This is a genomic window from Pseudarthrobacter phenanthrenivorans Sphe3 (genome assembly GCF_000189535.1).
GTDB lineage: Bacteria > Actinomycetota > Actinomycetes > Actinomycetales > Micrococcaceae > Arthrobacter > Arthrobacter phenanthrenivorans.
The window spans coordinates 1,451,295-1,477,383 of the sequence record NC_015145.1; the positions used below are offsets into that span (position 1 = coordinate 1,451,295).

Genomic DNA, 26,089 nt, shown 5'->3' on the forward strand with positions numbered 1-26,089 from the left:
CGCTTTCCGACCAGCGTCTATCCCAGTGGTTATCCAACGGTATATGTCCCTGTGCGGGTTTGCGTCGGCACATCTCATTCAGGAGTGTGGGGGAGCGGCGGCTGACTACGCGCATCCAGCCCTCCACAAGCGACGCCCCGGCTCGTTTACGGAGGATCATGCCTCTTGCGGTCAGGACCCAGCGGTCCTGATGAGAAGCGTGAAGGATGCCAGGAGCACGGCCCGCCCCGGGCCACGCTATTCAACCGTCAACTATTGGCAGGGTAAGAAGCCTCCGGGCTCTCTCATGAATGACCTGCCGGAAGGAGCGTCGGCATGCCCGTCGTAACCATGCGCCAGCTGCTTGACAGCGGCGTCCACTTTGGACACCAGACCCGCCGTTGGAACCCGAAGATGAAGCGCTTCATCTTCACCGAGCGCAACGGCATCTACATCATCGACCTTCAGCAGTCGCTGTCCTACATCGACCGCGCCTACGAGTTCGTAAAGGCCACCGTTGCCCACGGCGGCACCGTCCTCTTCGTCGGCACCAAGAAGCAGGCCCAGGAAGCAATTGCCGAGCAGGCAACCCGCGTTGGCCAGCCCTACGTCAACCAGCGTTGGCTCGGCGGTATGCTGACCAACTTCCAGACGGTCGCCAAGCGCATCCAGCGCATGAAGGAACTCGAAGAGATCGACTTCGACGACGTCGCCGGTTCCGCGTACACCAAGAAGGAGCTGCTGCTCCTCAAGCGCGAACTCACCAAGCTGGAGTCCAACCTCGGCGGTATCCGCAACCTCACCAAGGCACCTTCCGTGCTCTGGATCGTGGACACCAAGAAGGAACACCTCGCCGTTGACGAGGCCAAGAAGCTGAACATCCCGGTTGTGGCCATCCTGGACACCAACTGCGATCCTGACGAGGTCGACTTCCCGATCCCGGGCAACGACGACGCCATCCGCTCCGTGAACCTCCTGACCCGCGTTGTTGCCGACGCCGTTGCCGAGGGCCTCATCGCCCGCAACAACCGTGGCACGGGCGCTGCTGAAGCTCCGGAAGAGCCGCTGGCCGAGTGGGAGCGCGAGCTCCTCGAAGGCAACAAGGCCGAAGCTGCTGCCGCACCGGCAGAGGAAGCTGCAGCCCCCGCTGCTGAGGCTCCCGCCGCTGACGCTTCCGCTGAAGAAGCCAAGTAACACAAGTAAATCCGGATTCTCCGGCACCGCCCTGCGGTGTCCGGAGCTGCTGACAGGATGGCAGCCCACCATGGGCTGCCGTCCTGTCGGTCCGTACACCACAACAAATTTCTAGACAGAGGGGTTCACATGGCGAACTACACTGCCGCGGACATCAAGGCCCTGCGCGAGCGCACCGGCGCCGGCATGATGGACGTCAAGAAGGCTCTTGACGAAGCCAACGGTGACGCCGAAAAGGCCATCGAAATCATCCGCATCAAGGGCCTCAAGGGCGCTACCAAGCGTGAAGGCCGCTCCACCGCTGAAGGCCTGGTTGCCGCCAAGGTCAGCAACGGCGTCGGCGTCATGATCGAAGTCAACTGCGAGACCGACTTCGTGGCCAAGGCTGACAAGTTCATCCAGCTGGCCGACAAGGTCCTGGCCGTTGCCATCGAGTCCGGTGCTGCCGACCTCGAGACCCTGCTCGCCACCGACGTTGACGGCAAGCCCCTCTCCGAGGTCGTCGTTGAAGAAGGCGCCATCCTGGGCGAAAAGGTTGTTGTCCGCCGCATCTCCCGCATCGAGGGCGCAACGGTTGACGCTTACCTGCACAAGACCTCCAAGGACCTGCCGGCCCAGGTTGGCGTGCTGTTCGCTGTTGACGGTGAAGGCGAAGCCGCTGCCACCGCAGCCCACGATGTTGCCGTCCACATCGCTGCCATGGCCCCGAACTACCTGACCCGCGAGGACGTTCCGTCCGAGCTCGTCGAGTCCGAGCGCCGCATCGCCGAAGAGACCGCAAAGGCCGAGGGCAAGCCCGAAGCCGCGCTCACCAAGATCGTGGAAGGCCGCGTGACCGGCTTCTACAAGGGTGAAGTGCTGGTTGACCAGGCATTCGCCAAGGACGCCAAGAAGTCTGTGGCACAGGTCCTCGAAGAGGCCGGTGTCAAGGGAACCGCATTCGCGCGTTTCCGCGTCGGCTCCTAGCCGGAACTGCGAAGGGGTGGCCACCTCGGTGGCCGCCCCTTTTGCATGCGCTGGGCCAACCCGGAATGGGACCTTTGGCCGCACCGCAGGATAACCTTTTTAGAGTTCACCAACGGGAAGGCATCATGGAAGCCGTCAACACTGTAATCCAGCCAGAGAAAAGCCGACGCCGCGTCCTCCTGAAGCTCTCGGGCGAGGTTTTTGGCGGCGGGAAGCTGGGCGTTGACCCCGAGACCGTCCGCGACGTCGCCAAGCAGATCGCCGCTGCCGTTCCCCAGGTTGAGGTGGCTATCGTGGTGGGCGGCGGCAACTTCTTCCGCGGCGCTGAACTTTCCCAGAGCGGCATGGACCGCTCCCGCGCGGACTACATGGGCATGCTTGGCACAGTCATGAACTGCCTTGCGCTGCAGGACTTCCTGGAGCAGGCAGGCGTGGAGACCCGGGTGCAGAGCGCCATCACCATGGGCCAGGTGGCCGAGGCGTACATTCCGCGCCGCGCCATCCGCCACATGGAAAAGGGCCGCGTGGTCATCTTCGGAGCGGGCGCGGGCCTGCCGTACTTCTCCACGGACACCGTTGCCGCGCAGCGCGCCCTCGAGGTCCACGCCGACGTCGTCCTGATGGCCAAGAGCGGAGTGGACGCTGTCTACACTGCCGATCCCAAGAAGGACCCCACCGCCGAGCGGCTCGAGACGCTCAGCTACGACGACGCACTCCGCCGCGACATCCGGGTCATGGACCAGACAGCCATGACCATGTGCAAGGACAACAACCTTTCAATGGTGGTCTTCGGCATGGAAGGCGAAGGCAACGTCACCCGCGCCATCCTCGGTGAGAAGCTGGGCACGCTGGTCACCGCCTAGCTGCGGCTAGGATGTTTTCAGGACAGTTCCGTTCCCGCCGTTGCCGGCGGTGACGGACCAGCAACATAGAACCACCTTGTGTGCGGGGAGCCGGCCTGCCGGACTGCACCAGAACCCTCAGGAGAGACCGTGATCGAAGAAACCTTGCTCGAAGCCGAAGAAAAGATGGACAAGGCCGTAGAGGTAGCCAAGGAAGACTTCGCTTCCGTCCGCACCGGCCGCGCCAACCCCGGCCTGTACAACAAGGTCCTGGTGGAGTACTACGGCTCGCCCACGCCGCTGCAGCAGCTGGCCTCATTCGCCATCCCGGACGCGCGCACCATCCTTATCACGCCCTTCGACAAGACGGCCCTGCGTGACATCGAGCGGGCGCTCAGCGATTCCGAGGTGGGTGCCAACCCCTCCAACGACGGCAACGTCATCCGCATCACCATTCCGGAGCTGACCAAGGAACGCCGTAAGGAATACGTCAAGATCGTCAAGACCAAGGGCGAGGACGCCAAGGTTTCCATCCGCAACATCCGCCGCAAGGCCAAGGAAACCCTGGACAGGCTGGTCAAGGACGGCGAAGCCGGCGAGGACGAGGGCACCCGCGCCGAAAAGGAGCTCGACAACCTCACCAAGGCCCACGTGGACGGCATCGACGAGCTGCTCAAGCGCAAGGAAGCAGAGCTGCTCGAAGTCTGATGGGCCAGGCAGATCAGGCCCCGGCAGCAAGGGCGCGCACACGGGGGAAGCAGCCCAGGAGCAACCCGACGCCGAAGGCCGGAAGGAACCTTCCGGCCGCCGTCGTGGTGGGTCTGGCCATGCTCTTCGCCGTACTCGGCGGACTGCTGCTGCTTCCGCTTGCCTTCGTAGCGGTCACCACCACCTTTGCCATTTTCGGAGTGTGGGAGGTCTACCGCGCACTGGAGGCCAACGGCACCAGGATGCCCATCGTGCCGGTCATGACCGGGACGGTGGCGATGCCCTTCGCCGCCTATTTTGGCGGCATTGAAAGCCTCCTGTTCGCCATGCTGCTCAGTTCGGTGGCCGTGCTGTTGTGGCGATCCATCGAAAGTGCCGCCGGCTCCGCGAACAGCATCTTCGCCGGGGTCTTCACGCTTGGCTGGGTCCCGTTCTTCATCAGCTTCGCCGCCCTGCCCCTGCATGCTGCCGGTGGTGCAACGCCGCTGGGGCTCTGGCCGGGCGGAAGCGTCCCGGAAGGCGCCTGGCAGGTGGCAGTGATGCTCCTGCTGGTGGTCTCAAATGACACCTTCGGCTACCTGGTGGGTGCCTCCCTGGGCAAGCACCCCATGGCGCCCAAGATCAGCCCGAAGAAATCCTGGGAAGGATTCGCCGGGTCCGTTGGCGGGGCCATGCTCATCGGCATCCTGGCCTGCCTTTTCGTGCTGGACAAACCATGGTGGGTGGGTGTGGTGCTGGCCGTCGGCCTGGTTGCCGCTTCCACAGCCGGTGACCTCGCCGAATCCATGGTCAAGCGCGAGCTCGGCATCAAGGACATGAGCAGCATCCTCCCCGGGCACGGCGGCGTCATGGACAGGCTTGACTCGATCGTGTTTGCCTCACCGGTAGCCTTTGTCCTGTACGGGCTGGTGGCCGGTGCCTGACACAACCCCGTGACCGGACCCGCACATACATAAGCTGGTGCAGAAGCACTACGGCTGAAGAGCACTGAAGGAAGCAAAGTGGCATTGGACATTCATCAGCAGATCCCTGCGTCCTTTGAGCGCGTGCAGCGCGGCGACTATGGCTACAACGCCAAACAGGTGGACCAGTTCCTGCAGCGGGCGCGGGTGTCCCTTGAAACACCCGAGGCGGCGGCGCATCCCGTCAGCAGCGCCGATGTCCGTGCTGTTTCCTTCGATCCGGTCAAAGGCGGGTACTCCGCCGCAGTTGTGGACGCCGCACTGGACAGGCTCGAGGATGCCTTCGCCCGCCGGGAACGGGACGAACTGATCGCAGCCCGCGGCGAAGAAGCCTGGCTGCGCGAAATCGGAAACCTCTCCGGGATCCTCCGCGGCCGCCTGCACCGCCCCGACGGCGACCGCTTCCGCCGCCCCGCTAAGAAGAAGGTCCGCAGCTACAACACGGCCGACGTCGACCGGCTGTGCCATGAGCTGATCGCGTACCTGGAGCAGGACAAGCCGTTGAGCGTGGACAGCGTGCGCCGTGCCGTGTTCCGCCCGGCTGTGGGCCGGGACGGGTACGAGGAAGCGCAGGTGGACGCCTTCCTGGACCGCGTGGTTGAACTGATGGCAGCCATCGACTGACGGGTTAGTCTCCGGCAGGCGGGGTAGGGGAGATCGGCGTGAACCCGAGCCACACTTCCGTATAGGCCCGGTAGCCCATGAGGACCGTGGCCGCCACGAAGACCAGGCCAACCACGGCTCCCGAGATGACCGCCGCAGCGGTCCCGGCGCCGAGGAGCGTGAGCACCAGGCCGGCCAGGATGGCGATGAGGGCGGCGTTGGCGGCCGTCATGAACACCATGCTGCTGCCGGCCACATGGCTCAGCGCGTTCCGGTTCCCGAAAAAGAAGTACGTCCTGCCGGCACCGGCTTCGTCGTCATGGTGGGCGGCCATCAGGTACGGTGCCACCCCCGGGTCGAGGTCCACGTAGGCTGCGCGCAGGCGGTTCATGGCCGTCACATACATGAGGTCCTCCTGGCCCACGTTGAAGACGCGCACCTGGGTGAGCAGGCCCATCACCACGTCGATGCACAGCACGATCACCGCAACCATGACGAAGGCATCCGAGAACCGGGTGGCCTGGCCCACCAATGCCACGCTCACCACGCTGGCGGAGGTGAACGTCAAGAACATGCTGATCCTGGTCAGCACCTCGCTTTGGGTGGTGCTGCGGGATGCGAGCAGGCCCCAGTGCTCGGTGGCGAGCAGCTGGGCGCGCACTGCCGGAGGAAGTTCCTCCAGGGAACCGGAAGCATCGCCGTCCTCGGTGGACATGGCGCCATTGTCCACCATCGGCGGCACGGACGCGAGGAAAAACAGCAGGGGACTGGAGCTGAGCTTCAGCGTTCGGTGGCCAGCGGCCGCTCCGGCGTGTGGAGCCGGGTCATCACCTTGGACATGGTCCTGGGGATGCGCTGCGTCGTAGCGCGGGACACCACGACCATGACGGCAAAGGCGGCCGGGACTGTCCAGGCCGCCGGCTGTGCCAGCCAGCCGGGCGTACTGGCGGCCCCGGCCAGCGCCCCAACAATCATCGCACCGCCGCAGAGCAGTGCGCCGGTGACCATCCCGGCGATGGCGCCGGCGTCCGTGAGGCCCCGCCACCAGATGCCCAGCAGCAGCACCGGGCAGACGGTGGATGCGGTGAAGGCGAAAACCAGCCCCACGCTTCCGGCGAGGGCGAAGGAATCCGTCATGAACGCAAAGCCCAGGGGAACGACGGCGGAAACAACCGCTGCGAGCCTGAAGCCGCCCACGCCGCCGCCCAGCACGTCCTGGCTGATGACCCCGGCCAGGGAAACCACCAGCCCAGAGGTGGTGGACAGAAAGGCTGCGAAAGCGCCCGCCACCACCAGGGCCGACAGCAGGTCGCCTGCCGTCCCGCCCACCAGTTGGCCCGGAAGCAGGAGGACCATGGCGTCCGCCTGCCCGGCCCGGGCCAGCCCGGGAGCGAACATCCGCCCCACCAGCCCGTAGGCCGTGGGGAAGAGGTAGAAGACGGACAGCAGGCCAAGGACGATCAGTGTGGTGCGGCGGGCGGACTGGCCGTCAGGGTTGGTGTAGAAGCGGACCAGCACATGCGGCAGACCCAGCGTTCCGAACAGCAGGGCCACCAGCAGCGACATGTTCTGGTAGAGCCCGGCCGGGGGAGCGCCGGTGGGGTTGACCGCAGGTGCGGCCAGCGCAGGCGCACCGCTGCCCGCGAGTACAAAAATGATGAAGAGGATAGGCACGGCGAGTGCCGTGAGTTTGAGCCAGTATTGGAATGCCTGGACAAACGTGATGGAACGCATGCCGCCCGCCACCACGGTCAGGCAGACCACGATCACCACTGCCACGGAGCCCACCCAGGACGGCAGTCCCGTGGTGATGCGGATGGTCAGGGCCGCGCCATGAAGCTGGGGCACGATGTACAGCCAGCCCACCAGCACCACCACCAGGCTGGTCACCCTCCGCACCGCCAGCGAGTCCAGCCGGGCTTCGGTGAAATCGGGAATGGTGTAGGCGCCGGACCGCCGCAGCGGGGCTGCCACGAAGAGCAGCAGCATCAGGTACCCGGCCGTATAGCCCACCGGAAACCACAGTGCGTCCGTTCCGGACAGCAGGATCAGGCCGGCAACGCCCAGGAAGCTGGCAGCCGAAAGGTATTCACCGCCGATAGCGGAGGCGTTCCACCACGGGCGGACCGTCCTGGAGGCCACATAGAAATCGCCGGTGGTCCGTGAAATCCGCAGGCCATAGAAGCCGATGACCGCGGTGGCCACGCTCACCACTACCAAGGCAGCTATTGCCACGCCCGGATTCATGCCTGCACCAAGGCGCCCGTCACCGGTGACTGCTCACTGGTCACCAGCCAGGTCCCGGTACCGCGCCTCGTTCCGGGCCGCAGTCCGGATGTACAACCAGGCACTCAGCCCAATGACCGGGTAGATACCGACGCCGAGCAGGAGCCAGGCGAACGGGATGCCCGCCATCCGGGTCTCCGCCAGGCCCGGGACCACGGCGAGGATCAAGGGGAAGGCGCCGAGGATCAGCAGGAAACCCGCAGCCACCACCAGGGCCAGCCGCAGCTGGGACCTGATCAGGGACCTGACAAAGACCTGGCCCACTTCCGAGTCCTGCGCGGCTTCCCGGGTTTCCTGGGCGGGACGCGCGGCCGTGCGCGGAGCCGTAACCCGCACCCTGGTCATGACGTGGGCCTGATGCGTGTGGCCTCAAGCTTCTCGCGCACCGTAGGCAGGTGCCTCCTGCTGATGGGCAGCCCGGCCCCTGCCACCGTCACGCTGGGACCGTCCGCAGCCAGTTTCATCGACGTCACGTGCTTCAGCGCCACCAGGTACGAGCGGTGCGTCCGGATGAATCCCGCCTCAGCCCATTGCTGCTCCAGGTCAGCCAGCGGAACCCTGATCAGGTAGCTGGCCTCGGCGGTGTGGAGCCGTGCGTAGTCGCCTTGCGCCTGGACGTACGTCACGTCGTCGCGCCTGATCATTTTGGTGGTCCCGCCCTGGTCCACGGTGATCATCTCAGGCGCCGCGCCGCCGTCGCGCAGTTCGCTGATGCGGCCCACGCAGCGGGCCAGGCGTTCGGCGCGTACCGGCTTGAGGAGGTAGTCGACGGCGGCGAGTTCGAAGGCGTCCAGCGCATGGTCCTCGTCCGCGGTTACGAACACGACGGCGGGCGGGCGGCTGTTCCCGGCGATGGCACGGGCGATGTCCAGGCCGGAGACCGCCGGCATGTGGATGTCCAGGAAGACGGCATCCACCGGGGCGGAGGCCAGGGCCTGGAGGGCTTCGCTGCCGGACGTTGCGCGCAGCACTTTCCCCACGCGTTCGTCCCGGCCCAGCAGGAAAGCCAGTTCCTCCACGGCAGGCAGCTCATCATCAACGACGAGGACGTTAATCATCCTCCTAGGGTAGCTTTCCGCGGCGGGCGGCCGGTGCCGCGGTCAGCCTGGGCCGGAAACCGGAATCTCCTAGGCATCGTGGCCCGGCTGGGACTTGGGCACGCGCATGGTGATCAGGGTTCCTTCGCCGGGCGCCGTTTCGATGATCAGGCCGTGGTCGTTGCCGTAGACCTGCCGGAGGCGGGCATCGACGTTCCGCAGGCCCACGTGCTCGCCGTCCGTATGGCCGGCCAGCATCGACTGGAGCTGCGCCGGGTCCATGCCCACGCCGTCGTCCTCGATGGTCACCTCCGCGAACGCGCCGGCGTCGTTGGCCGTAATGCTGATGTGGCCCGGACCTTCCTTTGCCTCGAGGCCGTGCCGGACCGCGTTTTCCACCAGCGGCTGCAGGCTCAGGAACGGAATCACCGTGCTGAGGACTTCAGGAGCCACGCGCAGGCTGACCTGCACCCGTTCACCGAAGCGGGCCCGTTCCAGGAGCAGGTAGCGGTCAATGCAGCGAAGCTCCTCGGCGAGCGTGGTGAAGTCCCCGTGCCGGCGGAAGGAATAGCGGGTGAAATCGGCGAACTCCACCACCAGCTCCCGCGCCCGGGCGGGATCCGTGTTGATGAAGGATGCGATGGCGTTCAGGGAGTTGTAGATGAAGTGCGGGCTGATCTGGGCGCGCAGGGCCCGGACTTCCGCCTCCATCAGCAGGGTCCGTGACGCGTCCAGTTCGGCGAGTTCCACCTGCACGGCCACCCAGTCCGCCACTTCGCTTGTGGCACGGACAAGTCCCGCGCCGGCAGTGGGTGCAAAAGCAGCGACGGCGCCCACAACACGGGTGCCGGCCCGGACCGGTGCGATGACGGCTGCCAGAGCGCCACCGGTGGCCTCCGTGGCGGCGCCGGCGTCCCCGGCGGGAAGGACAGCCGTGCGGCCGCTGGCCAGGACGCCGGCAGCAAGGTCCATCATGCGCGGCTTCAGTTCCTCACCCCCGCCGTCCCACGCCAGCACCCCGGAGGTGTCCATGATCGCCAGCGCCTCACAGCCCAGCAGGGCGCGCAGCTGGCGTCCCGCTTTGGCCGCGCCCGCTGGGTTGAGGCCGCGGCGGAGGTGCTGGCCTGCCAGGGAAGCCGCATGGAGGGTGTGATAGGTGGCGCGCTCGGCGTCGGTGCCAAGGTCCCGGAAGGACCGGAGTACTTTGAGCCCCACGCCCGCGACAACGGCAATGGCCATGGCGATGACGGCCACGGCGGCGGCGGTCAGGAGGGGGGAATCCGGCATGATGCCCAGCGTAGCCGAGGCGCCGTTTGTCGCAGCATCCCCGCCGTTGAGCGACCGGCGGGCGGCAGGGGCTGGAATGTGGGGCCCGGCAGCCAGCAGAGTGATTGCAGTCACATTTCTGGTATCCCTGTCCTGGGTCCCGCGCCGGGGTGTGTCCAGGCAGTCTCAATGAGGAGGAACGATGGGTAAGGATGCCCACACTCCGGACGCAGCGGCGTCCGTGGACTTCGAGCAGGTCCAGTCGACGGAGCAGTTCAAGGAACTGCGCAGGCGTCACCGCAGCTTTGTCTTTCCCATGGCAGCAGCATTCCTGCTGTGGTACTTCGCATATGTCCTGCTCGCCGACTATGCCGTGGGCTTCATGTCCACCAAGGTCTGGGGCAACATCAATATCGGCCTGATCCTTGGCCTGCTCCAGTTCGTGTCAACGTTCGCCATCACGGGCTGGTACGTCCACTACTCCAACAAGCGCCTGGACCCCATCGCGGCTGAAATCCGCAACGAAATCGAAGGGCACGAATTTGATAAGCACGGCAACCGAGTGAGCGGAGCAAACAAATGATCGGCATCGCCACAGCGGTGGACGTGGCCGCCCTCAAGGACACCACGCTGCTCAATATGGGGATCTTCGGCATCTTCGTGGCCGTCACCATGGTGATCGTGTTCCGCGCCAGCCGGAACAACAAGACCGCGGCTGACTACTACGCCGCCGGCCGCTCCTTCACGGGCTCCCAGAACGGAACCGCCATCGCCGGCGACTATCTCTCAGCGGCCTCCTTCCTGGGCATCACCGGCGCCATCGCCATCAACGGCTACGACGGCTTCATGTACTCCATCGGCTTCCTGGTGGCATGGCTCGTGGCGCTGCTTCTCGTTGCAGAGCTCCTTCGCAACACGGGCAAGTTCACCATGGCAGATGTCCTGTCCTTCCGGCTGAAGCAGCGGCCGGTCCGCATCGCCGCAGCCATCTCCACCCTCGCCGTCTGCTTCTTCTACCTCCTGGCCCAGATGGCAGGCGCCGGCAGCCTGATTTCCCTGCTGCTGGGCATCAGCGACTGGGGCGGACAGGCCCTGGTGATCATCGTCGTCGGCGCCCTGATGATCATGTACGTCCTGATCGGCGGCATGAAGGGCACCACCTGGGTCCAGATCATCAAGGCCATCCTGCTCATTGCCGGCGCAGCAGTCATGACCCTGTGGGTCCTGGCAATCTACGGCTTCAACCTGTCCAGCCTCCTGGGCGCCGCAGTGGAGACGGCCAACAACCCGGCCGTCCTGAACCCCGGCCTGCAGTACGGCAAGACCGAAACGTCAAAGCTGGACTTCATGTCCCTGGGCCTCGCCCTGGTGCTGGGCACTGCAGCGCTGCCGCACGTCCTGATGCGCTTCTACACGGTCCCCACCGCCAAGGAAGCACGCAAGTCGGTTGTGTGGTCCATCTGGCTGATCGGCCTGTTCTACCTCTTCACACTGGTCCTCGGCTACGGCGCAGCCGCACTGGTTGGCGCTGAAACCATCAAGACCGCCCCGGGTGGCGTGAACTCCGCCGCCCCGCTGCTGGCCTTCTACCTCGGCGGTCCGCTGCTGCTCGGCTTCATCTCGGCGGTGGCGTTCGCCACCATCCTCGCCGTCGTGGCCGGCCTGACCATCACGGCGGCCGCGTCCTTCGCCCACGACATCTACGCCAGCGTCATCTCCAAGGGCAAGGCCGACGCCGATACTGAAGTCAAGGTGGCCCGGCGCACCGTGGTGGTCATCGGCGTCCTGGCAATCCTGGGCGGCATCCTCGCGAACGGGCAGAACGTGGCGTTCCTCGTGGCCCTGGCGTTCGCCGTCGCCGCCTCCGCCAACCTGCCCACCATCGTCTACTCCCTGTTCTGGCGGAAGTTCACCACCCAGGGCGCAGTCTGGAGCATGTACGGCGGCCTCGGCTCTGCGATCATCCTGATCATCTTCTCGCCGGTGGTTTCCGGCGGGGCAACCTCAATGATCAAGGACGCCAACTTCGCGCTCTTCCCGCTGAGCAACCCGGGCATCGTGTCCATCCCGCTGGCCTTCTTCCTGGGCTGGCTCGGAACCACGCTCGACAAGAAGCGGGAAGACACCGCAAAGCAGGCCGAAATGGAAGTCCGTTCCCTCACCGGGGTGGGCGCCGAAAAGGCCGTCGACCACTGACCGGTGGGACGACCATAGGCAGCACTTCATGAGAAAGGGCCTCCGTGCCGGGAAAGATTTCCCGGCACGGAGGCCCTTTCCGTTGGGCGGCAGTGACGTTAGGCGGCCGGCCGCAGCTTGATGTTGGTCATCTTGAGCTCATCAGTGCCTTCGAAGCGGTAGGCAAGATCCACCTCTTTGCCATCGCAGGTGATGAGTCCGGCGATATCGGCGGCTTTGATGCCGTTCTCAGTATCCACCGTGAGTTCGTTGTAGGCGGGCTTGCAGCTGCCGTCCATTTCAAGGCTTTCGACGCCGGAAATAAAGGCTTCCTTGGACAGCTGCTCCTGAAGGGCGGGGTCAAGGTATTCGTCGTAGGCCTTGGAAGTTTCGCCGGCGATCACCAGTTTGGTGAAACCGTCAGCCAGGCCGCGCGCCTGGTTGGTGGCGCTGCCCACCACGTTGACAAGGATCACGATGCCGAGGACCACCAGCAGCAGGACACCGCCGACGCTCGCCAGGATGATCCACATCTTCCGCCGGCTTTTCGCGGGAGGGTGGCCCGGAAGCCCGAAGGGGGAAGAACCGGGGCCGGCGCCGTGCATGGGTTGTCCACTGTGCCCGGGTTGTCCGGCGTATCCGGATTGTCCCAGGCTGTCCGCCGGCGGCTGCTGGGGGTGCGGCGGCACCTGCTGCTGGGGCAGCTCCTGCGGCCCGGGGCCGGAGTGGCCGGGCTGGTACGGTTCCTGGGGACTGCTCAAGGTGGAGCCTTTCCGGAGAAGTGGTGCGTGGCACCGCGCGGTTGCGGGGGTCTCTGCTTGCCCCCTGGTAACTGGCACCAAGCCTATAACCCGGGGCGGCGCCGCCGTACTCCAGCCGCCGGCCGTCGTCGTTCCTTCCCGTGGCGGCAGGCTGCAGCTAGCCGCGCACTGAACCCCGCTCCAGCAGGGGCTGCACGCGGAAGGGGATCAGCTCGCCCATGGCCAGCGCCGTATCCGTCCGCTCCACGCCCTGGCAGGCCAGGATCTTTCCGTTGATGCGGAACAGGTCCTCGGCATCCAGCGCCACCACACGCAGCAGCAGGTCGGCCGGGCCGGTCAAACCGTAACCCTCCAGGATCTCGGGGATGCCCGCCAGCTCCTGGGCCAGCTGGTTGAGCCGTTGCTGCTGGGCGTGGACGGAAATGAACGCCATTAAGGGGTAGCCCAGTGCGGCCGGATTGATCCGCCGTTCGAAGGACAGGAAGACGTGTTTCTTCTCCAGCTGCGCCATCCGGGCCTGCACCGTGTTGCGGGACAGGCCCAGCTTCTGGGCCAGGGCCACCACCGTTTTCCGGGGATCCTGGGCCAGGGCTGAGAGCAGGCGGGTGTCGGTGCCATCCAGGGCTTGCATAATGCGCAACGCTAGCACGGTCCGGAGCCTCCCGGCAGAGCATTCTGCTCAGTGATCGCGCCGGTAGTTGTACCTCTTGAGCATTGTGAGTAGGGTCACAATATCCGGGGCAACGGCGCCCGGGAGGCTGGCGGACAAGCGGACCATAAGTCCTAAAACCGCCGGTCAACGACGTGAGAAGGTTGCGGGCTAACGTGTCTACAGACAAAACGGGCCAGGGCGGAACAGGTGCCCCTGAGAGTGCCCGGCGCCCCCAGGGGCAAGGGCGGGACCTCGTCCAACTGGTGACTCCTTCCGGGGAACGGATCAGCCACCCGGAGTTCGACTACTGGGTCAGGGATATCACCGACGAACAGTTGTGTTCCCTCTTTGAGGACATGACGGTCATCCGGCGCATCGACGTAGAAGCGACTGCCCTGCAGAGGCAGGGGGAACTGGCGCTTTGGCCGCCGCTCCTTGGGCAGGAGGCCGCGCAGGTGGGCTCCGGCCGGGCGCTGCGTGCCGATGACTTCGTCTTCTCCAGCTACCGCGAGAACGGGGTTGCCTACTGCCGGGGCGTGGACCTGACGGACATCGTCCGGGTGTGGCGCGGCAACGCTTCCTCCGGCTGGGATCCCTACACCATCAACATGGCAACGCCGCAGATCATCATCGGGGCCCAGACGCTGCACGCCACCGGTTACGCCATGGGTATCCAGAACGACGGTGCGGACTCAGTAGCCGTGACCTACTTCGGTGACGGCGCCACCAGCGAAGGCGACGTCAACGAAGCGATGGTTTTCGCTGCCAGCTTCCAGGTGCCTGTGGTGTTCTTCTGCACCAACAACCACTGGGCCATTTCCGAGCCCGTGCGGCTCCAGTCGCACATCCACCTGGCAGACCGCGCCACGGGCTTCGGCATCCCCAGCATGCGGGTGGACGGCAACGACGTCCTGGCCGTCATGGCGGCTACCCGGGTGGCCCTGGACCGTGCCCGCCGCGGCGGCGGCCCCACCTTTATCGAGGCCGTCAGCTACCGGATGGGGCCGCACACCACCGCGGATGACCCCACCCGCTACCGCGACGCCAATGAACTTGAGGATTGGGCAGCCAAGGACCCGATCAGCCGGATCGCCGCGCTGCTGGAGCGGAAGGGCCTGTTGACTGACGGGCTGCAGGAGCAGGTGAAGGACAAGGCCGACGCCGTTGCCCGCGAGATGCGGAAGGGCTGCACCACCATGCCGGACCCGGAGCCGCTGGACGTCTTCCGGCACGTCTACAGCACGCCCAACTCCTGGCTTGACCGGCAGCAGGAGCATTACGCCCGTTACCTGGCCTCCTTTGGTGATCCCGCAGGGGCCGTTTCAGAAGAAGGTGCACGCTGATGACCCAGATGACCTTTGCCCGTGCAATCAACGCGGGCCTGCGGAAGTCCCTGGAAAATGACCCGAAGGTGGTCCTCCTGGGCGAGGACATCGGCACGCTGGGCGGTGTGTTCCGCGTGACCGATGGCTTGCAGAAGGACTTTGGAAAGCACCGCGTGGTGGACACGCCCCTCGCGGAATCAGCCATCGTGGGCACCGCCGTCGGCCTCGCCTACCGCGGCTACCGCCCCGTGGTGGAGATCCAGTTCGACGGGTTCATCTACCCGGCCTTCGACCAGATCGTCAGCCAGGTGGCCAAGATCCACTACCGCACCCGCGGGGCGGTCAAAATGCCCATTACCATCAGGGTTCCGTTCGGTGGCGGGATCGGCTCACCCGAGCACCACTCGGAATCGCCGGAAGCCTACTTCACGCACACCTCGGGCCTACGGGTGGTCACCGTCGCCAATCCCCAGGACGCCTGGACCGTCATCCAGCAGGCGATCTCCTGCGACGATCCCGTGCTCTATTTCGAGCCGAAGCGCCGCTACCACGACAAAGGGGAAGTGGACGAAGCCCTGGACCCCAACGCCGCCCTGCCCATGGACCGGGCGCGCGTCCTCACTAAAGGGACGGACGTAACCCTGGTGGCCTACGGACCGCTGGTGAGGACGGCCCAGGATGCCGCGGCGGCTGCCAGTGACGAAGGGATTTCCATCGAGGTCATCGACCTGCGCTCGCTGGCGCCGGTGGACTACGACGCCGTTGTTGCCTCCGTCCGGAAGACCGGCCGCCTTGTGATCACCCACGAGGCCGGGCAGTCGGGCGGCCTCGGGGCAGAAGTGGCGGCCAGCATTACCGAGCGCTGCTTCTACTACCTGGAGGCGGCCCCGGTCCGGGTCACCGGATTCGACATCCCCTACCCATACTCAAAGCTCGAAATGCACCATCTGCCGGGCCTGGACCGGATCCTTGACGGCGTGGACCGCGCCCTGGGCCGGCCGAACTCCCTCAGCGGGTTGGAAGGATGAGCGGGACCATGATCAAGGAATTCCGGCTGCCGGACCTGGGCGAGGGCCTCACCGAATCGGAGATCCTCAGCTGGAAAGTCGGGGTGGGCGATACTGTCAGCCTCAACCAGGTGATAGCGGAGGTGGAAACAGCGAAAGCTGTTGTTGAGCTTCCTTCCCCGTTCGCAGGCGTGATCAAGGAACTCCACGAACAGCCGGGCACCATCGTGGAGGTGGGCAAGCCAATCGTCTCGTTCGAGGTAGCGGACGACGCCGGGCAGGCACCTTCGGAGGCTGGTGGCCCTGCCGCAGGGCCGGCGAAAGAGGCAGGCGATACTGCGGGGGAGGCGGCGGGCGAAGCTGCTGAGGGCTCTGGTGCGACCGCGAAACGGCAACCGAACCTCGTTGGCTATGGCGCCGTCGTCGAAAGCAGCGGCCGGCCGGCCCGGCGTCCACGGAACTTCACGCTTGTGGAGCCCGTCGAAGCCAAGCCCGAGGAAGCCGCCAGTGCTGAAGCCGAGCCCGACGAGCCTGCAGCCGAGCGCCCCCGCTCGACACCACCGGTGCGGAAGCTCGCCAAGGACATGGGCGTGGACCTGGCAGACGTGGCCGGAACCGGACCGCAGGGATTGATTACCCGTGAGGACCTGCAGCAATTCATGGAAGCCCAGTCCGCCGGCGCCGGGCAGCCAGCAACCGTTGCGGCGGGTATCCAGGCTGAGCCGGGCGGGCGGGAGACCAGGACCCCCATCAAGGGTGTCCGCAAGTTCACGGCCGCGGCCATGGTGCAAAGCGCCTTCACAGCCCCGCACGCCACGGAATTCCTCACCGTCGACGTCACCCCCGCCATGGACCTGCTCACCGGGCTGCGCGACAGCAGGGCTTTCGCAGGCATCAAGCTCACCCCGCTGACCCTGGCGGCAAAAGCAGTGCTCATCGCCCTCAGGCGCAGCCCCGCGCTCAACTCCCGGTGGGATGAGGAACACCAGGAGATCGTCACCTTCAACTACGTGAACCTCGGGATAGCGGCAGCCACCCCGCGCGGACTCATGGTACCCAACATCAAGGACGCGGACGCCATGTCGCTGGCCCAGCTGGGGGAAGCGCTGACCGCGCTCGCGGAGACGGCGCGTGCGGGCAAGACTCCGCCCGCCGACCTGGCCGGAGGCACCATATCGATCACCAACATCGGTGTCTTTGGGATCGACGCCGGTACCCCCATCCTGAATCCCGGCGAAGCTGCCATCCTGGCCCTCGGCGCGGTGCGGAAGATGCCCTGGGAATACCGCGGGAAAGTGGCGCTGCGCCAGGTCATGACGCTCAGCCTCTCCTTTGACCACCGGCTGGTGGACGGCGAACAGGCCTCACGCTTCCTGGCCGATGTGGGCGCCATCCTGGCCGATCCGGGCATGGTGCTGACCATGGTGTGAACTCAGGGGTGGGGGGACGGTTGCGGCGTGCCGGCCAGCAGGGCCGCAAGCGCCATGCCCTCGAGCAGGGGCCGGGCAGTTCCGGTCGCAATCTTCCGGCCGTGGCTGCGGACCGAATGGGGGGTGGAGTTGATAAGCCCGAACGTGGCGTGCGCCCGCATGCGCAGCTCGGAACTGTCTGTCCCCGGGTGGAGCCTGGCCAGGACGTCCACCCAGACCTCGACGTAGCTCCGCTGCAGTGCCCGGACGGCGGCCTGGTCCTGGTCCGAGAGGCTGCTGAAATCCCTGTCCTGGACACGGATGACATCCGGTTTGCCCAACGCAAAGTCCACCTGGAACTGCACCAGGCGCTGAAGGGCGGCCAGGGGATCCGGATTTTCGGACACCACCCGGCGCCCGCCGTCCAGCAGCTCCTGGCTCACGGTCACCAGCAAGTCTGCGAGGACGGCCTGCTTGCCGGGAAAGTGGCGGTACACGGCCGGGCCGCTGACCCCCGCCGCAGCTCCGAGGTCCTCCAGCGAAACCCGGTTGAAGCCGTGCAGGGCAAACAGTGAAGCCGCAGCCGCGAGCAGGGCCTGGCGGCGGCTCTCCTTCGCCCTGCTGCGCTGGGTTGGACTAACTGCGGTTGTCGGACTAACTGAGCTTGTTGGATTACCTGAGCTTGTCGGATTACCTGCGGTTGTCGGGTTACCGGCCGGTGTCGAACTGCCGGCAGGCGCTGCGTCGGTGCTTGGCACAATTCCTCCTCGGACCCGGCGAGTCTAGCAAGCGACCTACTGTGTTGGACATCACAGTTAATCGGGACTAACCTGATTTTCAGTTACTCAAGACTAACCGAGTTGGCTTTGCCGGCCGGTCCAACCATGAACAGGATGCGTCGATGGAGACCATTGCCAGCCGGCTCGATCCCTCGAACGGGGCCTTCGTGGAAAACCGCGAAGCACAGCTGCAGCTGGTGGCGGACCTGCGGAAACGGCTTGCGGACGCCGCCTTGGGCGGCCCGGAGAAATCCAGGCAACGCCACGTGGCCCGGGGAAAGCTCCTGCCCCGCGAGCGCATCGACCAGCTGCTCGATGACGGCAGCCCCTTCCTCGAAATCGCCCCGTTGGCCGCGAACGGGATGTACAACAACGAGGCCCCCGGTGCGGGCGTCATCGCGGGCATCGGGCTGGTCCATGGGCGCCACGTGCTGGTCATCTCCAATGACGCCACGGTCAAGGGCGGCACCTACTATCCGCTGACCGTGAAGAAGCACCTGCGGGCCCAGGAGATCGCCCTGGAGAACCGGCTGCCCTGCATCTACCTGGTGGACTCGGGAGGAGCCTTCCTGCCCAAGCAGGACGAGGTCTTTCCGGACAAGGAGCACTTCGGCCGCATCTTCTACAACCAGGCCCGGCTGTCCGCGGCCAAGATCCCGCAGATCGCCTCAGTCATGGGTTCCTGCACCGCCGGCGGCGCCTATGTCCCCGCCATGAGCGATGAAACAGTCATCGTCCGGAACCAGGGCACCATCTTTTTGGGCGGCCCGCCGCTGGTCAAGGCGGCAATCGGCGAAATCGTCACTCCCGAGGAGCTCGGCGGGGGCGAGGTGCACTCAAGGATTTCGGGCGTCACGGATCACCTTGCCGAAAATGACGAACACGCCCTGCAGATCATCCGTGACATCGTCTCCACCCTCCCGCCGCCGGCGCCGCCCGCGTGGGAGGTGAGTGCCGCCGTCGAACCCGCCGCAGATTCCGAGGGGCTCTACGGTGCCGTGCCCACAGACGTCAACGCCCCCTACGACGTCCACGAGGTCATCGCCCGGCTGGTGGACGGCAGCAGGTTCCACGAATTCAAGAAGGAGTACGGCACCACCCTGGTCACCGGCTTCGCCCGGCTGTACGGCCATCCGGTGGGCATCGTGGCCAACAACGGCGTGCTGTTCAGCGAGTCGTCCCTCAAGGGCGCCCACTTCATCGAACTCTGCGACCAGCGCGGCATTCCACTGATCTTTCTGCAGAACATCTCCGGGTTCATGGTGGGAAAGGATTCGGAGCAGGGCGGCATCGCCAAGAACGGCGCCAAGATGGTCACCGCCGTCGCCACCGCCAGGGTGCCCAAGCTGACCGTGGTCATCGGCGGCTCCTTCGGCGCCGGCAACTACTCCATGTGCGGGCGCGCCTACTCGCCCCGGTTCCTGTGGATGTGGCCGGCGTCCCGGATCTCCGTCATGGGCGGCAACCAGGCCTCCAGCGTCCTGGCCACTGTGAAGCGGGACCAGTTCGAGGCGGCGGGCCAGGAATGGTCCGCCGAGGATGAGGAGGCCTTCAAAGCGCCCATCCGCCGGCAGTACGAGGACCAGGGCAGCCCGTACTACTCCACGGCGAGACTGTGGGATGACGGCGTGATCGACCCCGCCGACACCCGGATAGTCCTGGGCCTGGCGCTCGATGTGGTGTCCCGCACACCGCTGCCCGAAACCTCCTTCGGCCTCTTCAGGATGTGAGCCCGCCCATGACAACGCCTTCCCTCGCCGGCACACCAACGCCAGGCCAGACCATGTTCCGCACCGTGCTGGTGGCCAACCGCGGTGAAATCGCCTGCCGCGTGATCCGCACCCTCCGCGCCCTGGGCATCCGCTCGGTTGCCGTTTACAGCGATGCCGACGCCGGTGCGCGGCACGTGCGCGAGGCTGACACGGCCGTGCGGATCGGCCCTGCCGCGGCCACGGAGAGCTACCTGAAGATCGAGGCCATCATCGACGCCTGCCGCAAGGCCGGTGTGGAAGCGGTGCACCCGGGCTATGGCTTCCTAAGCGAGAACGCGGACTTCGCCCGCGCACTGGACCAGGCCGGCATCACCTTCATCGGCCCCGGCATCGACGCGCTGGACGTTATGGGGGACAAGATCCGCTCCAAGAACCACGTGGCCGGTTACGGCGTCCCCGTGGTTCCCGGCGTAGCGGAGCCCGGGATGACGGATGAGCAGCTGGTTGCAGCGGCTGCGGCCGTGGGTTTTCCGCTGTTGATCAAGCCCTCCGCAGGCGGCGGCGGGAAAGGTATGCACGTAGTGGAACGCGCGGCGGACCTTCCGGCGACGTTGGCTACCGCCCGGCGGGTGGCGGCGAGCGCCTTCGGAGACGACACCCTTTTCCTGGAACGCCTGGTTTCCACGCCAAGGCACATAGAGGTCCAGGTCCTGGCGGATCACCACGGCAACGTCATTCACCTGGGCGAGCGTGAATGCTCGCTGCAGCGCCGCCACCAGAAGGTCATCGAAGAGGCCCCCTCGCCCTTGCTCGAATCGCATCCGGAAGGCGCGGCCATCCGTGCCCGCATCGGCGAGGCCGCCTGCAATGCCGCCCGCAGCGTCAATTACAGCGGCGCCGGGACCGTCGAATTCCTCGTCTCGGACGACAGCCCGGATGAGTTCTACTTCATGGAGATGAACACCCGGCTCCAGGTGGAACACCCTGTCACGGAGATGGTGACCGGCGTCGACCTCGTTGAATGGCAGGTGCGCATCGCGGCGGGCCAGGAACTCACCGTCCGGCAGGCCGACGTCGAACTTCACGGGCACGCCGTGGAGGCGCGGGTCTACGCGGAGGTCCCCGAAAAAAACTTCCTGCCCTCCACAGGAACAGTGCTCCTCCTGCAGGAGCTGCCCGGCCCGCGGCAGCGGCCCAGCGCGCCGGAGCGCACCGAAGTGGCGGCCGCCCGGGGCAGGGTCCGCGTGGACTCATCGCTGATCGAAGGACTGGAGCTCTCCTCCAGTTACGATCCGATGATCTCCAAGGTCATCGCCTGGGGCAGGGACCGGAACGACGCCCTGGACACGCTGGACGAGGCCCTCAGCGGGTACACCGCCCTGGGCGTGCACACGAACGTTGAGTACCTTCGCCTGCTGATTAACGACGGCGACGTCCGGGCCGGGCGGCTGGACACCGGCCTGATCGGGCGCAGGATGCCCGAACTCGCTTTCCGCCGGGCAGGCGCCTTCGAATTCGTGGCAGCCGCGCTCTTCGCCGCCGAGCTGGAACGCCAAAACATCCCGCTCCCGCCGGCCGGCCCCTGGCAGCGGCAGGACGGCTGGCGTGTGGGCCGGGCAGCGCCGCGGCGCATCAGCATCGGAACGCCCGACGGCGGCGTGGCCACCGTGGCGGTCAGCGGCCTGGAGGTGCCGGAGGGCTTTGCCCGGGGCCCTGAGCCGATCCAGGCATCCGTGCAGGTGGACGGCGGCACCGTGCGCCGGGCCTCACTGTCCCTCGCATCACGGAGCAGCCTCCGGCTGGAGCTCGACGGCGAGGCCAGGGAGTACTCGCTGGCCCCGGTCTACACCGGACCGGCGGGCCCCACCTGGACCAACCCGCTGCCCGGCGCCCCGTCGGAGCTCTTCCTCAGCCATGAAGGCTGGTCCTGCCGGCTGGAACTCCTGACCCGCGAAGCACGGCTTGAACGCGTCCTTGCGGCCATCCAGCGCGAGGAAGGCGCGGCCGACCCCGCTGTACGCTCGCCGATGCCCGGCACGGTGGTCGCCGTCCCGGTCAGCGACGGCGACACGGTGGCGACCGGGCAGGTGCTGGTTTCGGTGGAGGCCATGAAGATGGAGCACCAGCTGCTGGCTCCCCTGGAGGGGACGGTACACCTGAGCATCCGTCCCGGAGACCTGGTGAAGGCGGACCAGGTCCTGGCCACGATCCATCCCTTGGCGGATACAAACACCCCTAACGATCCCAACGGCGAAGGAGCCTAGACATGGCAGGGTTTGAACTCAGCGAGGAATACCAGGACCTCAGCGATACCGTCCGGGACTTTGCGGACCACGTGGTGGCACCCGTTTCCGCCAAGCACGACGAAGAGCACAGCTTCCCATACGAAGTGGTGAAGCAGATGGCGGAAATGGGACTGTTCGGCCTGCCCTTCCCCGAGGAATTCGGCGGAATGGGCGGCGACTACTTCGCACTGGCCCTCGCCCTGGAGCAGTTGGGCCGGGTGGACCAGTCCGTGGCCATCACCCTCGAGGCAGGGGTCTCCCTGGGGGCCATGCCCATCTACCGGTTCGGCACGGAGGCCCAGAAACAGGAGTGGCTGCCCCTGCTGGCCTCCGGCCAGGCGCTTGCGGGATTCGGCCTGACCGAACCGGAGGCAGGGTCCGACGCCGGCGGCACCAAGACCACGGCCCGGCGAGAGGACGGCCAGTGGGTCATCAACGGCAACAAGGAGTTCATCACCAACTCCGGCACGGACATCACCCGGCTGGTCACCGTCACCGCCGTCACAGGCCGGAAGGAACGCGAAGACGGCACCGTGCAGAAGGAGATTTCCACCATCCTGGTGCCCACTGACACTCCCGGTTTCAAAGCGGAAAAGGCTTACAACAAAGTCGGCTGGAACGCCTCGGACACCCACCCGCTGACGCTGCAGGACGTCCGGGTCCCGGAGGCGAACCTGCTGGGCGTTGAAGGCCGCGGCTACGCCAACTTCCTGTCCATCCTGGATGAAGGCCGCATTGCCATTGCTGCCCTGGCAACCGGCGCAGCCCAGGGCTGCGTGGACCTCTCGGTGAAGTACGCCAGGGAACGCAGCGCTTTCGGGCAGAACATCGGGAAGTACCAGGCCATTTCGTTCAAGATCGCACGCATGGAAGCCCGGGCCCATTCCGCCCGCCTGGCCTACTACGATGCGGCATTCCGCATGCTTGCCGGCAAGCCGTTCAAGACGCAGGCGGCCATCGCTAAGATGGTCGCAGGCGAGGCAGCCATGGACAACGCGCGGGATGCCACCCAGGTGTTCGGCGGCTATGGCTTCATCAACGAGTTCACCGTGGCACGCCACTACCGCGACTCCAAGATCCTTGAAGTGGGGGAGGGCACCACCGAGGTCCAGCTGATGCTGATCGCCCGCGAACTGGGTCTGTAGTACAAGGATTTGAAGGAACAGGGACTGAAGCCGGCCTGAGAGGATCACCGATGATTGACAAGGTTGTTGCCAGCGCTGACGAGGCCGTCGCGGACATCCCGGACGGCGCCTCCCTGGCCGTGGGCGGATTCGGACTCTGCGGTATCCCGGTCACCCTCATCGACGCGCTGCACCGGGCAGGAACGTCGGACCTAGAAACCGTCAGCAACAACTGCGGCGTGGACGACTGGGGCCTTGGCATCCTGCTCCGGGACGGGCGGATCCGCCGCACCATCAGCTCCTACGTGGGCGAGAACAAGGAGTTCGCCCGGCAATACCTGGCCGGCGAACTCGAGGTGGTGCTGACGCCGCAGGGCACCCTGGCCGAGAAGCTTCGCGCCGGCGGGGCGGGCATCCCGGCGTTCTACACCAAGGCAGGCGTGGGCACCCAGGTATCCGACGGCGGCCTGCCGCAAAAGTACGACGCCGAGGGCGGGATCGCGATCGCCTCCGCACCGAAGGAGGTGCGCGCCTTTGCCGGCGTCGACTATGTGCTGGAGGAGTCTTTGATCCCGGACTTCGGCCTGGTCCATGCCTGGAAGGGTGACCGCCACGGAAACCTGGTTTTCCACGCCACCGCCATGAACTTCAACCCGCTGTGTGCAATGGCCGGCCGGATCACCATCGCCGAGGTGGAGGAACTCGTGGAGCCCGGAGAGCTGGACCCGGAGCACATCCACACACCGGGCATCTTCGTCCAGCGGGTGGTCCTGGCGGCCAACGCGGAGAAACGCATCGAGAAACGGACCGTGGCCTTGGCCCCGGCCCAGGGCCACAGCAACCAGCAGGCAGGAGCATAGCCATGGATCCCAACAGCCCCTACGCTCCGAGGCCCGAAGGCGTCCGGCCCGAGTACCGCCGGGCCGCGGCCCAGCAGCACGAAGTCCAGGCGGACGGGACCGCCGCCAAAGGCTGGACCCGGAATGAACTGGCCGCCCGGGTGGCACGCGAGCTCAGCAACGGGCAGTACGTCAACCTCGGGATCGGGATGCCCACCCTGATCCCCAACTACATCCCTGACGGCGTGGAAGTGGTGCTCCACTCGGAGAACGGAATCCTCGGCGTCGGCCCCTATCCTGCTGAGGACGCCCTGGATCCGGACCTGATCAACGCCGGCAAGGAAACCGTCACGGTCAACAAAGGGGCTGCGTTCTTCGACTCCGCCACGTCTTTCGGCATGATCCGCGGCGGCCACGTGGACGTGGCCGTCCTGGGCGCCATGGAGGTGGCCGAAAACGGCGACCTGGCCAACTGGATGATCCCCGGCAAGATGGTCAAGGGCATGGGCGGTGCCATGGACCTGGTGTTCGGCGCCAAGAAGGTGATCGTCATGATGGAGCATGTGGACCGGAACGGGAATCCGAAAATCGTCAAGGAGTGTTCCCTGCCCCTGACAGGCAAGGGCTGCGTGGACCGGATCATCACGGACCTTGCGGTCATCGATGTTGTTGCGGACCAGTCGGGGTCCCGGCTGCTGCTGCGCGAACTTGCCCCCAACGTTTCAGTGGAGGACGTGGCCGCAGCCACCGGGGCGGACCTCTTCGAGGAAGACCGGGAACTCACAGTATGAACGCTCACGGCAGGAAGGACGACGGCGGCGGGCGGGTCATCGAGCAGCGCGGGTTGTACTTCGAGGAGCTGGAGGAGGGCGTCACGTACGCCCACCGGCCCGGGCGGACGGTCACGGAAGCGGACAACGTCCTGTTCACCACGCTCACCATGAATACCCAGGCGTTGCACCTCGACGCGGCCTGGAGCGCCGGCCAGCCTTTCGGCCAGCGGCTGGTGAATTCGATGTTCACGCTGGCCACGATGGTTGGCCAGTCAGTTTCCCAGCTTACGCAGGGCACCATCATCGCCCAGCTGGGCCTGACCGATGTCTCCTTCCCGCATCCGCTTTATCACGGTGACACCCTGTACACCGAGACCGTGATCAGTGGAAAGCGGCCGTCGGGCTCACGGCCGGGCCAGGGAATTGTGACCATGCAGCACACGGGCCGCAACCAGGACGGCGCAGTGGTGGCGCTGGCCACGCGGAGCTGCCTGATGTGGATGCGGGAGGCCCATGCGGGGCAGCCTGGCAGCGTACGGGGAAACGGACAGGAGACAATGCCGGTATGACGTTTGTAATGGGCCCTGCCCTGCTGTTCTGCCCTGCCGACAGGCCCGAGCGCTACCAGAAGGCTGCCGCCCGCGCCGACGCAGTCATCCTGGACCTTGAGGACGCGGTGGCGCCGGCGGACAAGAAGCGTGCCCGCGGCGCCATCCTTGCGCAGCTCGGAACCACTGGGGTGGAGCCGGAGCTTGAACCCAGCTGCACAATCGTGAGGGTGAATCCCGCCGGTACCGAGGAGTTCGAGAAGGATCTTCACTGCCTCGCCCACACCCCCTACCGGACGGTCATGCTGGCCAAGACGGAAACTGTCCAGCAGCTCGAAGCGCTGGACGGCTACAAGGTCATCGCGCTGTGTGAAACAGCGCTGGGAGTCCTCAACGCCCCCGCCATCGCAGCCGCCCCGAACGTGGTGGGGCTGATGTGGGGTGCAGAAGACCTGCTGGCTTCGTTGGGGGGTACGTCCAGCAGGAAGGCCGACGGCGGGTACCGGGCCGTGGCGCTGCACGCGCGGGCGGCTGTGCTGCTCGCTGCGCGCGCCCACGGCAAGGAAGCGGTGGATGCGGTGTACACGAACATTCCGGACCTTGCCGGGCTGGAAGAGGAAGCAGCCGATGCCGTGGCCTCCGGTTTCAGCTCCAAAGCATGCATCCATCCCAGCCAGGCCGCCGTGGTCAGGGCCGCCTACGCGCCCTCCGAGACCGAGGTGGCGGACGCTGAAGCCCTCCTCGATGCTGCTGCGTCAGCCGGCTCGGGGGTCTTCCAGTACCAGGGAAAGATGATCGACGGCCCCATCCTCAAACACGCTCAGGAAATCATTCGCCGTGCCCAGGCCATGGGATAG

General features: G+C 66.1%; 26 protein-coding genes. 18 read left to right on the top strand and 8 right to left on the bottom strand.

Annotation, left to right across the window (positions count from 1 at the left end):
• Window positions 1-315: 315 nt before the first annotated feature.
• From rpsB to ASPHE3_RS06715, 6 genes are all read left to right on the top strand, one after another.
• On the top strand, window positions 316-1,173 hold the full coding sequence (gene rpsB / locus ASPHE3_RS06690; RefSeq protein WP_013600470.1) for a 30S ribosomal protein S2: 858 nt from the start codon (window positions 316-318) through the stop codon (window positions 1,171-1,173).
• Window positions 1,174-1,302: 129 nt separating this feature from the next.
• Window positions 1,303-2,139 carry a translation elongation factor Ts gene (gene tsf, locus ASPHE3_RS06695; RefSeq protein ID WP_013600471.1) on the top strand — a complete coding sequence of 279 codons (837 nt, stop codon included), beginning with the start codon at window positions 1,303-1,305 and terminating at the stop codon, window positions 2,137-2,139.
• A 125-nt stretch (window positions 2,140-2,264) separates the two neighbouring features.
• Complete coding sequence (gene pyrH / locus ASPHE3_RS06700; protein ID WP_013600472.1) at window positions 2,265-3,002, top strand: UMP kinase; 738 nt, start codon at window positions 2,265-2,267, stop codon at window positions 3,000-3,002.
• 129 nt (window positions 3,003-3,131) lie between these two features.
• Window positions 3,132-3,689, top strand: coding sequence for a ribosome recycling factor (gene frr, locus ASPHE3_RS06705; RefSeq protein ID WP_013600473.1), 558 nt, complete (start codon window positions 3,132-3,134; stop codon window positions 3,687-3,689).
• Window positions 3,689-4,612, top strand: a complete 924-nt coding sequence (locus ASPHE3_RS06710; protein ID WP_013600474.1) for a phosphatidate cytidylyltransferase — start codon at window positions 3,689-3,691, stop codon at window positions 4,610-4,612. The genes frr and ASPHE3_RS06710 overlap by 1 nt, the downstream gene beginning before the upstream one ends.
• Window positions 4,613-4,690: 78 nt before the next feature.
• The gene (locus ASPHE3_RS06715) at window positions 4,691-5,275 is read left to right on the top strand and encodes a DivIVA domain-containing protein (protein ID WP_041652008.1); all 585 of its coding nucleotides are present in this window, start codon (window positions 4,691-4,693) and stop codon (window positions 5,273-5,275) included.
• A gap of 4 nt (window positions 5,276-5,279) precedes the next feature.
• On the opposite strand, the gene ASPHE3_RS06720 is transcribed toward ASPHE3_RS06715, so the two are convergent.
• The 5 genes from ASPHE3_RS06720 to ASPHE3_RS06740 all read right to left on the bottom strand — a co-directional run bounded on the left by ASPHE3_RS06720 (window position 5,280) and on the right by ASPHE3_RS06740 (window position 9,864).
• Complete coding sequence (locus ASPHE3_RS06720) at window positions 5,280-5,969, bottom strand: hypothetical protein (RefSeq protein ID WP_013600476.1); 690 nt, start codon at window positions 5,967-5,969, stop codon at window positions 5,280-5,282.
• A 65-nt stretch (window positions 5,970-6,034) separates the two neighbouring features.
• The gene (locus tag ASPHE3_RS06725) at window positions 6,035-7,501 is read right to left on the bottom strand and encodes a sodium/solute symporter (protein ID WP_041652009.1); all 1,467 of its coding nucleotides are present in this window, start codon (window positions 7,499-7,501) and stop codon (window positions 6,035-6,037) included.
• 33 nt (window positions 7,502-7,534) lie between these two features.
• The gene (locus ASPHE3_RS06730) at window positions 7,535-7,885 is read right to left on the bottom strand and encodes a DUF485 domain-containing protein (protein WP_013600478.1); all 351 of its coding nucleotides are present in this window, start codon (window positions 7,883-7,885) and stop codon (window positions 7,535-7,537) included.
• Entirely contained in the window at window positions 7,882-8,598 is a 717-nt protein-coding gene (locus tag ASPHE3_RS06735; protein WP_013600479.1) for a LytR/AlgR family response regulator transcription factor, read from the bottom strand. Before ASPHE3_RS06735 ends, ASPHE3_RS06730 begins: the two co-directional genes overlap by 4 nt.
• Before the next feature lie 69 nt (window positions 8,599-8,667).
• Window positions 8,668-9,864, bottom strand: a complete 1,197-nt coding sequence (locus tag ASPHE3_RS06740; RefSeq protein WP_013600480.1) for a sensor histidine kinase — start codon at window positions 9,862-9,864, stop codon at window positions 8,668-8,670.
• 181 nt (window positions 9,865-10,045) lie between these two features.
• On the opposite strand from ASPHE3_RS06740, the gene ASPHE3_RS06745 reads away from it, so the two are divergent.
• Complete coding sequence (locus ASPHE3_RS06745) at window positions 10,046-10,426, top strand: DUF485 domain-containing protein (protein WP_013600481.1); 381 nt, start codon at window positions 10,046-10,048, stop codon at window positions 10,424-10,426.
• Window positions 10,423-12,039: a solute symporter family protein gene (locus ASPHE3_RS06750; RefSeq protein WP_013600482.1), complete on the top strand. Its 1,617-nt coding sequence runs from the start codon at window positions 10,423-10,425 to the stop codon at window positions 12,037-12,039. Before ASPHE3_RS06745 ends, ASPHE3_RS06750 begins: the two co-directional genes overlap by 4 nt.
• Window positions 12,040-12,137: 98 nt before the next feature.
• On the opposite strand, the gene ASPHE3_RS06755 is transcribed toward ASPHE3_RS06750, so the two are convergent.
• Entirely contained in the window at window positions 12,138-12,779 is a 642-nt protein-coding gene (locus ASPHE3_RS06755; RefSeq protein WP_041652010.1) for a hypothetical protein, read from the bottom strand.
• Between the two features lie 157 nt (window positions 12,780-12,936).
• Window positions 12,937-13,410 (bottom strand): Lrp/AsnC family transcriptional regulator, encoded by a 474-nt coding sequence (locus ASPHE3_RS06760; protein WP_013600484.1) that lies wholly within the window; start codon window positions 13,408-13,410, stop codon window positions 12,937-12,939.
• Between the two features lie 194 nt (window positions 13,411-13,604).
• On the opposite strand from ASPHE3_RS06760, the gene pdhA reads away from it, so the two are divergent.
• The 3 genes from pdhA to ASPHE3_RS06775 are packed head-to-tail and all read left to right on the top strand — an operon-like array spanning window position 13,605 to window position 17,193.
• Window positions 13,605-14,774 (top strand): pyruvate dehydrogenase (acetyl-transferring) E1 component subunit alpha, encoded by a 1,170-nt coding sequence (gene pdhA, locus ASPHE3_RS06765; protein ID WP_013600485.1) that lies wholly within the window; start codon window positions 13,605-13,607, stop codon window positions 14,772-14,774.
• The gene (locus ASPHE3_RS06770) at window positions 14,774-15,784 is read left to right on the top strand and encodes an alpha-ketoacid dehydrogenase subunit beta (protein WP_013600486.1); all 1,011 of its coding nucleotides are present in this window, start codon (window positions 14,774-14,776) and stop codon (window positions 15,782-15,784) included. The genes pdhA and ASPHE3_RS06770 overlap by 1 nt, the downstream gene beginning before the upstream one ends.
• A gap of 8 nt (window positions 15,785-15,792) precedes the next feature.
• Window positions 15,793-17,193 (top strand): dihydrolipoamide acetyltransferase family protein, encoded by a 1,401-nt coding sequence (locus ASPHE3_RS06775; protein ID WP_013600487.1) that lies wholly within the window; start codon window positions 15,793-15,795, stop codon window positions 17,191-17,193.
• A gap of 2 nt (window positions 17,194-17,195) precedes the next feature.
• On the opposite strand, the gene ASPHE3_RS06780 is transcribed toward ASPHE3_RS06775, so the two are convergent.
• Entirely contained in the window at window positions 17,196-17,930 is a 735-nt protein-coding gene (locus ASPHE3_RS06780) for an SACE_7040 family transcriptional regulator (RefSeq protein ID WP_013600488.1), read from the bottom strand.
• A gap of 143 nt (window positions 17,931-18,073) precedes the next feature.
• On the opposite strand from ASPHE3_RS06780, the gene ASPHE3_RS06785 reads away from it, so the two are divergent.
• The 7 genes from ASPHE3_RS06785 to ASPHE3_RS06815 are packed head-to-tail and all read left to right on the top strand — an operon-like array spanning window position 18,074 to window position 26,089.
• Window positions 18,074-19,681, top strand: coding sequence for a carboxyl transferase domain-containing protein (locus ASPHE3_RS06785; protein WP_013600489.1), 1,608 nt, complete (start codon window positions 18,074-18,076; stop codon window positions 19,679-19,681).
• 8 nt (window positions 19,682-19,689) lie between these two features.
• Window positions 19,690-21,927 (top strand): ATP-binding protein, encoded by a 2,238-nt coding sequence (locus ASPHE3_RS06790; RefSeq protein WP_013600490.1) that lies wholly within the window; start codon window positions 19,690-19,692, stop codon window positions 21,925-21,927.
• Window positions 21,928-21,929: 2 nt separating this feature from the next.
• On the top strand, window positions 21,930-23,093 hold the full coding sequence (locus tag ASPHE3_RS06795; RefSeq protein WP_013600491.1) for an acyl-CoA dehydrogenase family protein: 1,164 nt from the start codon (window positions 21,930-21,932) through the stop codon (window positions 23,091-23,093).
• A gap of 50 nt (window positions 23,094-23,143) precedes the next feature.
• Window positions 23,144-23,932, top strand: a complete 789-nt coding sequence (locus tag ASPHE3_RS06800) for a CoA transferase subunit A (protein ID WP_013600492.1) — start codon at window positions 23,144-23,146, stop codon at window positions 23,930-23,932.
• 2 nt (window positions 23,933-23,934) lie between these two features.
• Window positions 23,935-24,702, top strand: coding sequence for a CoA transferase subunit B (locus ASPHE3_RS06805; protein ID WP_013600493.1), 768 nt, complete (start codon window positions 23,935-23,937; stop codon window positions 24,700-24,702).
• On the top strand, window positions 24,699-25,253 hold the full coding sequence (locus ASPHE3_RS06810; RefSeq protein WP_013600494.1) for a MaoC family dehydratase: 555 nt from the start codon (window positions 24,699-24,701) through the stop codon (window positions 25,251-25,253). Before ASPHE3_RS06805 ends, ASPHE3_RS06810 begins: the two co-directional genes overlap by 4 nt.
• The gene (locus tag ASPHE3_RS06815) at window positions 25,250-26,089 is read left to right on the top strand and encodes an HpcH/HpaI aldolase/citrate lyase family protein (RefSeq protein WP_013600495.1); all 840 of its coding nucleotides are present in this window, start codon (window positions 25,250-25,252) and stop codon (window positions 26,087-26,089) included. Before ASPHE3_RS06810 ends, ASPHE3_RS06815 begins: the two co-directional genes overlap by 4 nt.

Excerpts from the sequence above, each read along its gene's own strand:
- rpsB (WP_013600470.1), top strand. The coding sequence starts at position 316 with ATGCCCGTCGTAACCATGCGCCAGCTGCTTGACAGCGGCGTCCACTTT.
- tsf (WP_013600471.1), top strand. The coding sequence starts at position 1,303 with ATGGCGAACTACACTGCCGCGGACATCAAGGCCCTGCGCGAGCGCACC.
- pyrH (WP_013600472.1), top strand. The coding sequence starts at position 2,265 with ATGGAAGCCGTCAACACTGTAATCCAGCCAGAGAAAAGCCGACGCCGC.
- ASPHE3_RS06710 (WP_013600474.1), top strand. The coding sequence starts at position 3,689 with ATGGGCCAGGCAGATCAGGCCCCGGCAGCAAGGGCGCGCACACGGGGG.
- ASPHE3_RS06720 (WP_013600476.1), bottom strand. The coding sequence starts at position 5,969 with ATGTCCACCGAGGACGGCGATGCTTCCGGTTCCCTGGAGGAACTTCCT.
- ASPHE3_RS06725 (WP_041652009.1), bottom strand. The coding sequence starts at position 7,501 with ATGAATCCGGGCGTGGCAATAGCTGCCTTGGTAGTGGTGAGCGTGGCC.
- ASPHE3_RS06730 (WP_013600478.1), bottom strand. The coding sequence starts at position 7,885 with ATGACCAGGGTGCGGGTTACGGCTCCGCGCACGGCCGCGCGTCCCGCC.
- ASPHE3_RS06735 (WP_013600479.1), bottom strand. The coding sequence starts at position 8,598 with ATGATTAACGTCCTCGTCGTTGATGATGAGCTGCCTGCCGTGGAGGAA.
- ASPHE3_RS06740 (WP_013600480.1), bottom strand. The coding sequence starts at position 9,864 with ATGCCGGATTCCCCCCTCCTGACCGCCGCCGCCGTGGCCGTCATCGCC.
- ASPHE3_RS06745 (WP_013600481.1), top strand. The coding sequence starts at position 10,046 with ATGGGTAAGGATGCCCACACTCCGGACGCAGCGGCGTCCGTGGACTTC.
- ASPHE3_RS06750 (WP_013600482.1), top strand. The coding sequence starts at position 10,423 with ATGATCGGCATCGCCACAGCGGTGGACGTGGCCGCCCTCAAGGACACC.
- ASPHE3_RS06760 (WP_013600484.1), bottom strand. The coding sequence starts at position 13,410 with ATGCAAGCCCTGGATGGCACCGACACCCGCCTGCTCTCAGCCCTGGCC.
- ASPHE3_RS06770 (WP_013600486.1), top strand. The coding sequence starts at position 14,774 with ATGACCCAGATGACCTTTGCCCGTGCAATCAACGCGGGCCTGCGGAAG.
- ASPHE3_RS06775 (WP_013600487.1), top strand. The coding sequence starts at position 15,793 with ATGATCAAGGAATTCCGGCTGCCGGACCTGGGCGAGGGCCTCACCGAA.
- ASPHE3_RS06785 (WP_013600489.1), top strand. The coding sequence starts at position 18,074 with ATGGAGACCATTGCCAGCCGGCTCGATCCCTCGAACGGGGCCTTCGTG.
- ASPHE3_RS06790 (WP_013600490.1), top strand. The coding sequence starts at position 19,690 with ATGACAACGCCTTCCCTCGCCGGCACACCAACGCCAGGCCAGACCATG.
- ASPHE3_RS06795 (WP_013600491.1), top strand. The coding sequence starts at position 21,930 with ATGGCAGGGTTTGAACTCAGCGAGGAATACCAGGACCTCAGCGATACC.
- ASPHE3_RS06800 (WP_013600492.1), top strand. The coding sequence starts at position 23,144 with ATGATTGACAAGGTTGTTGCCAGCGCTGACGAGGCCGTCGCGGACATC.
- ASPHE3_RS06805 (WP_013600493.1), top strand. The coding sequence starts at position 23,935 with ATGGATCCCAACAGCCCCTACGCTCCGAGGCCCGAAGGCGTCCGGCCC.
- ASPHE3_RS06810 (WP_013600494.1), top strand. The coding sequence starts at position 24,699 with ATGAACGCTCACGGCAGGAAGGACGACGGCGGCGGGCGGGTCATCGAG.
- ASPHE3_RS06815 (WP_013600495.1), top strand. The coding sequence starts at position 25,250 with ATGACGTTTGTAATGGGCCCTGCCCTGCTGTTCTGCCCTGCCGACAGG.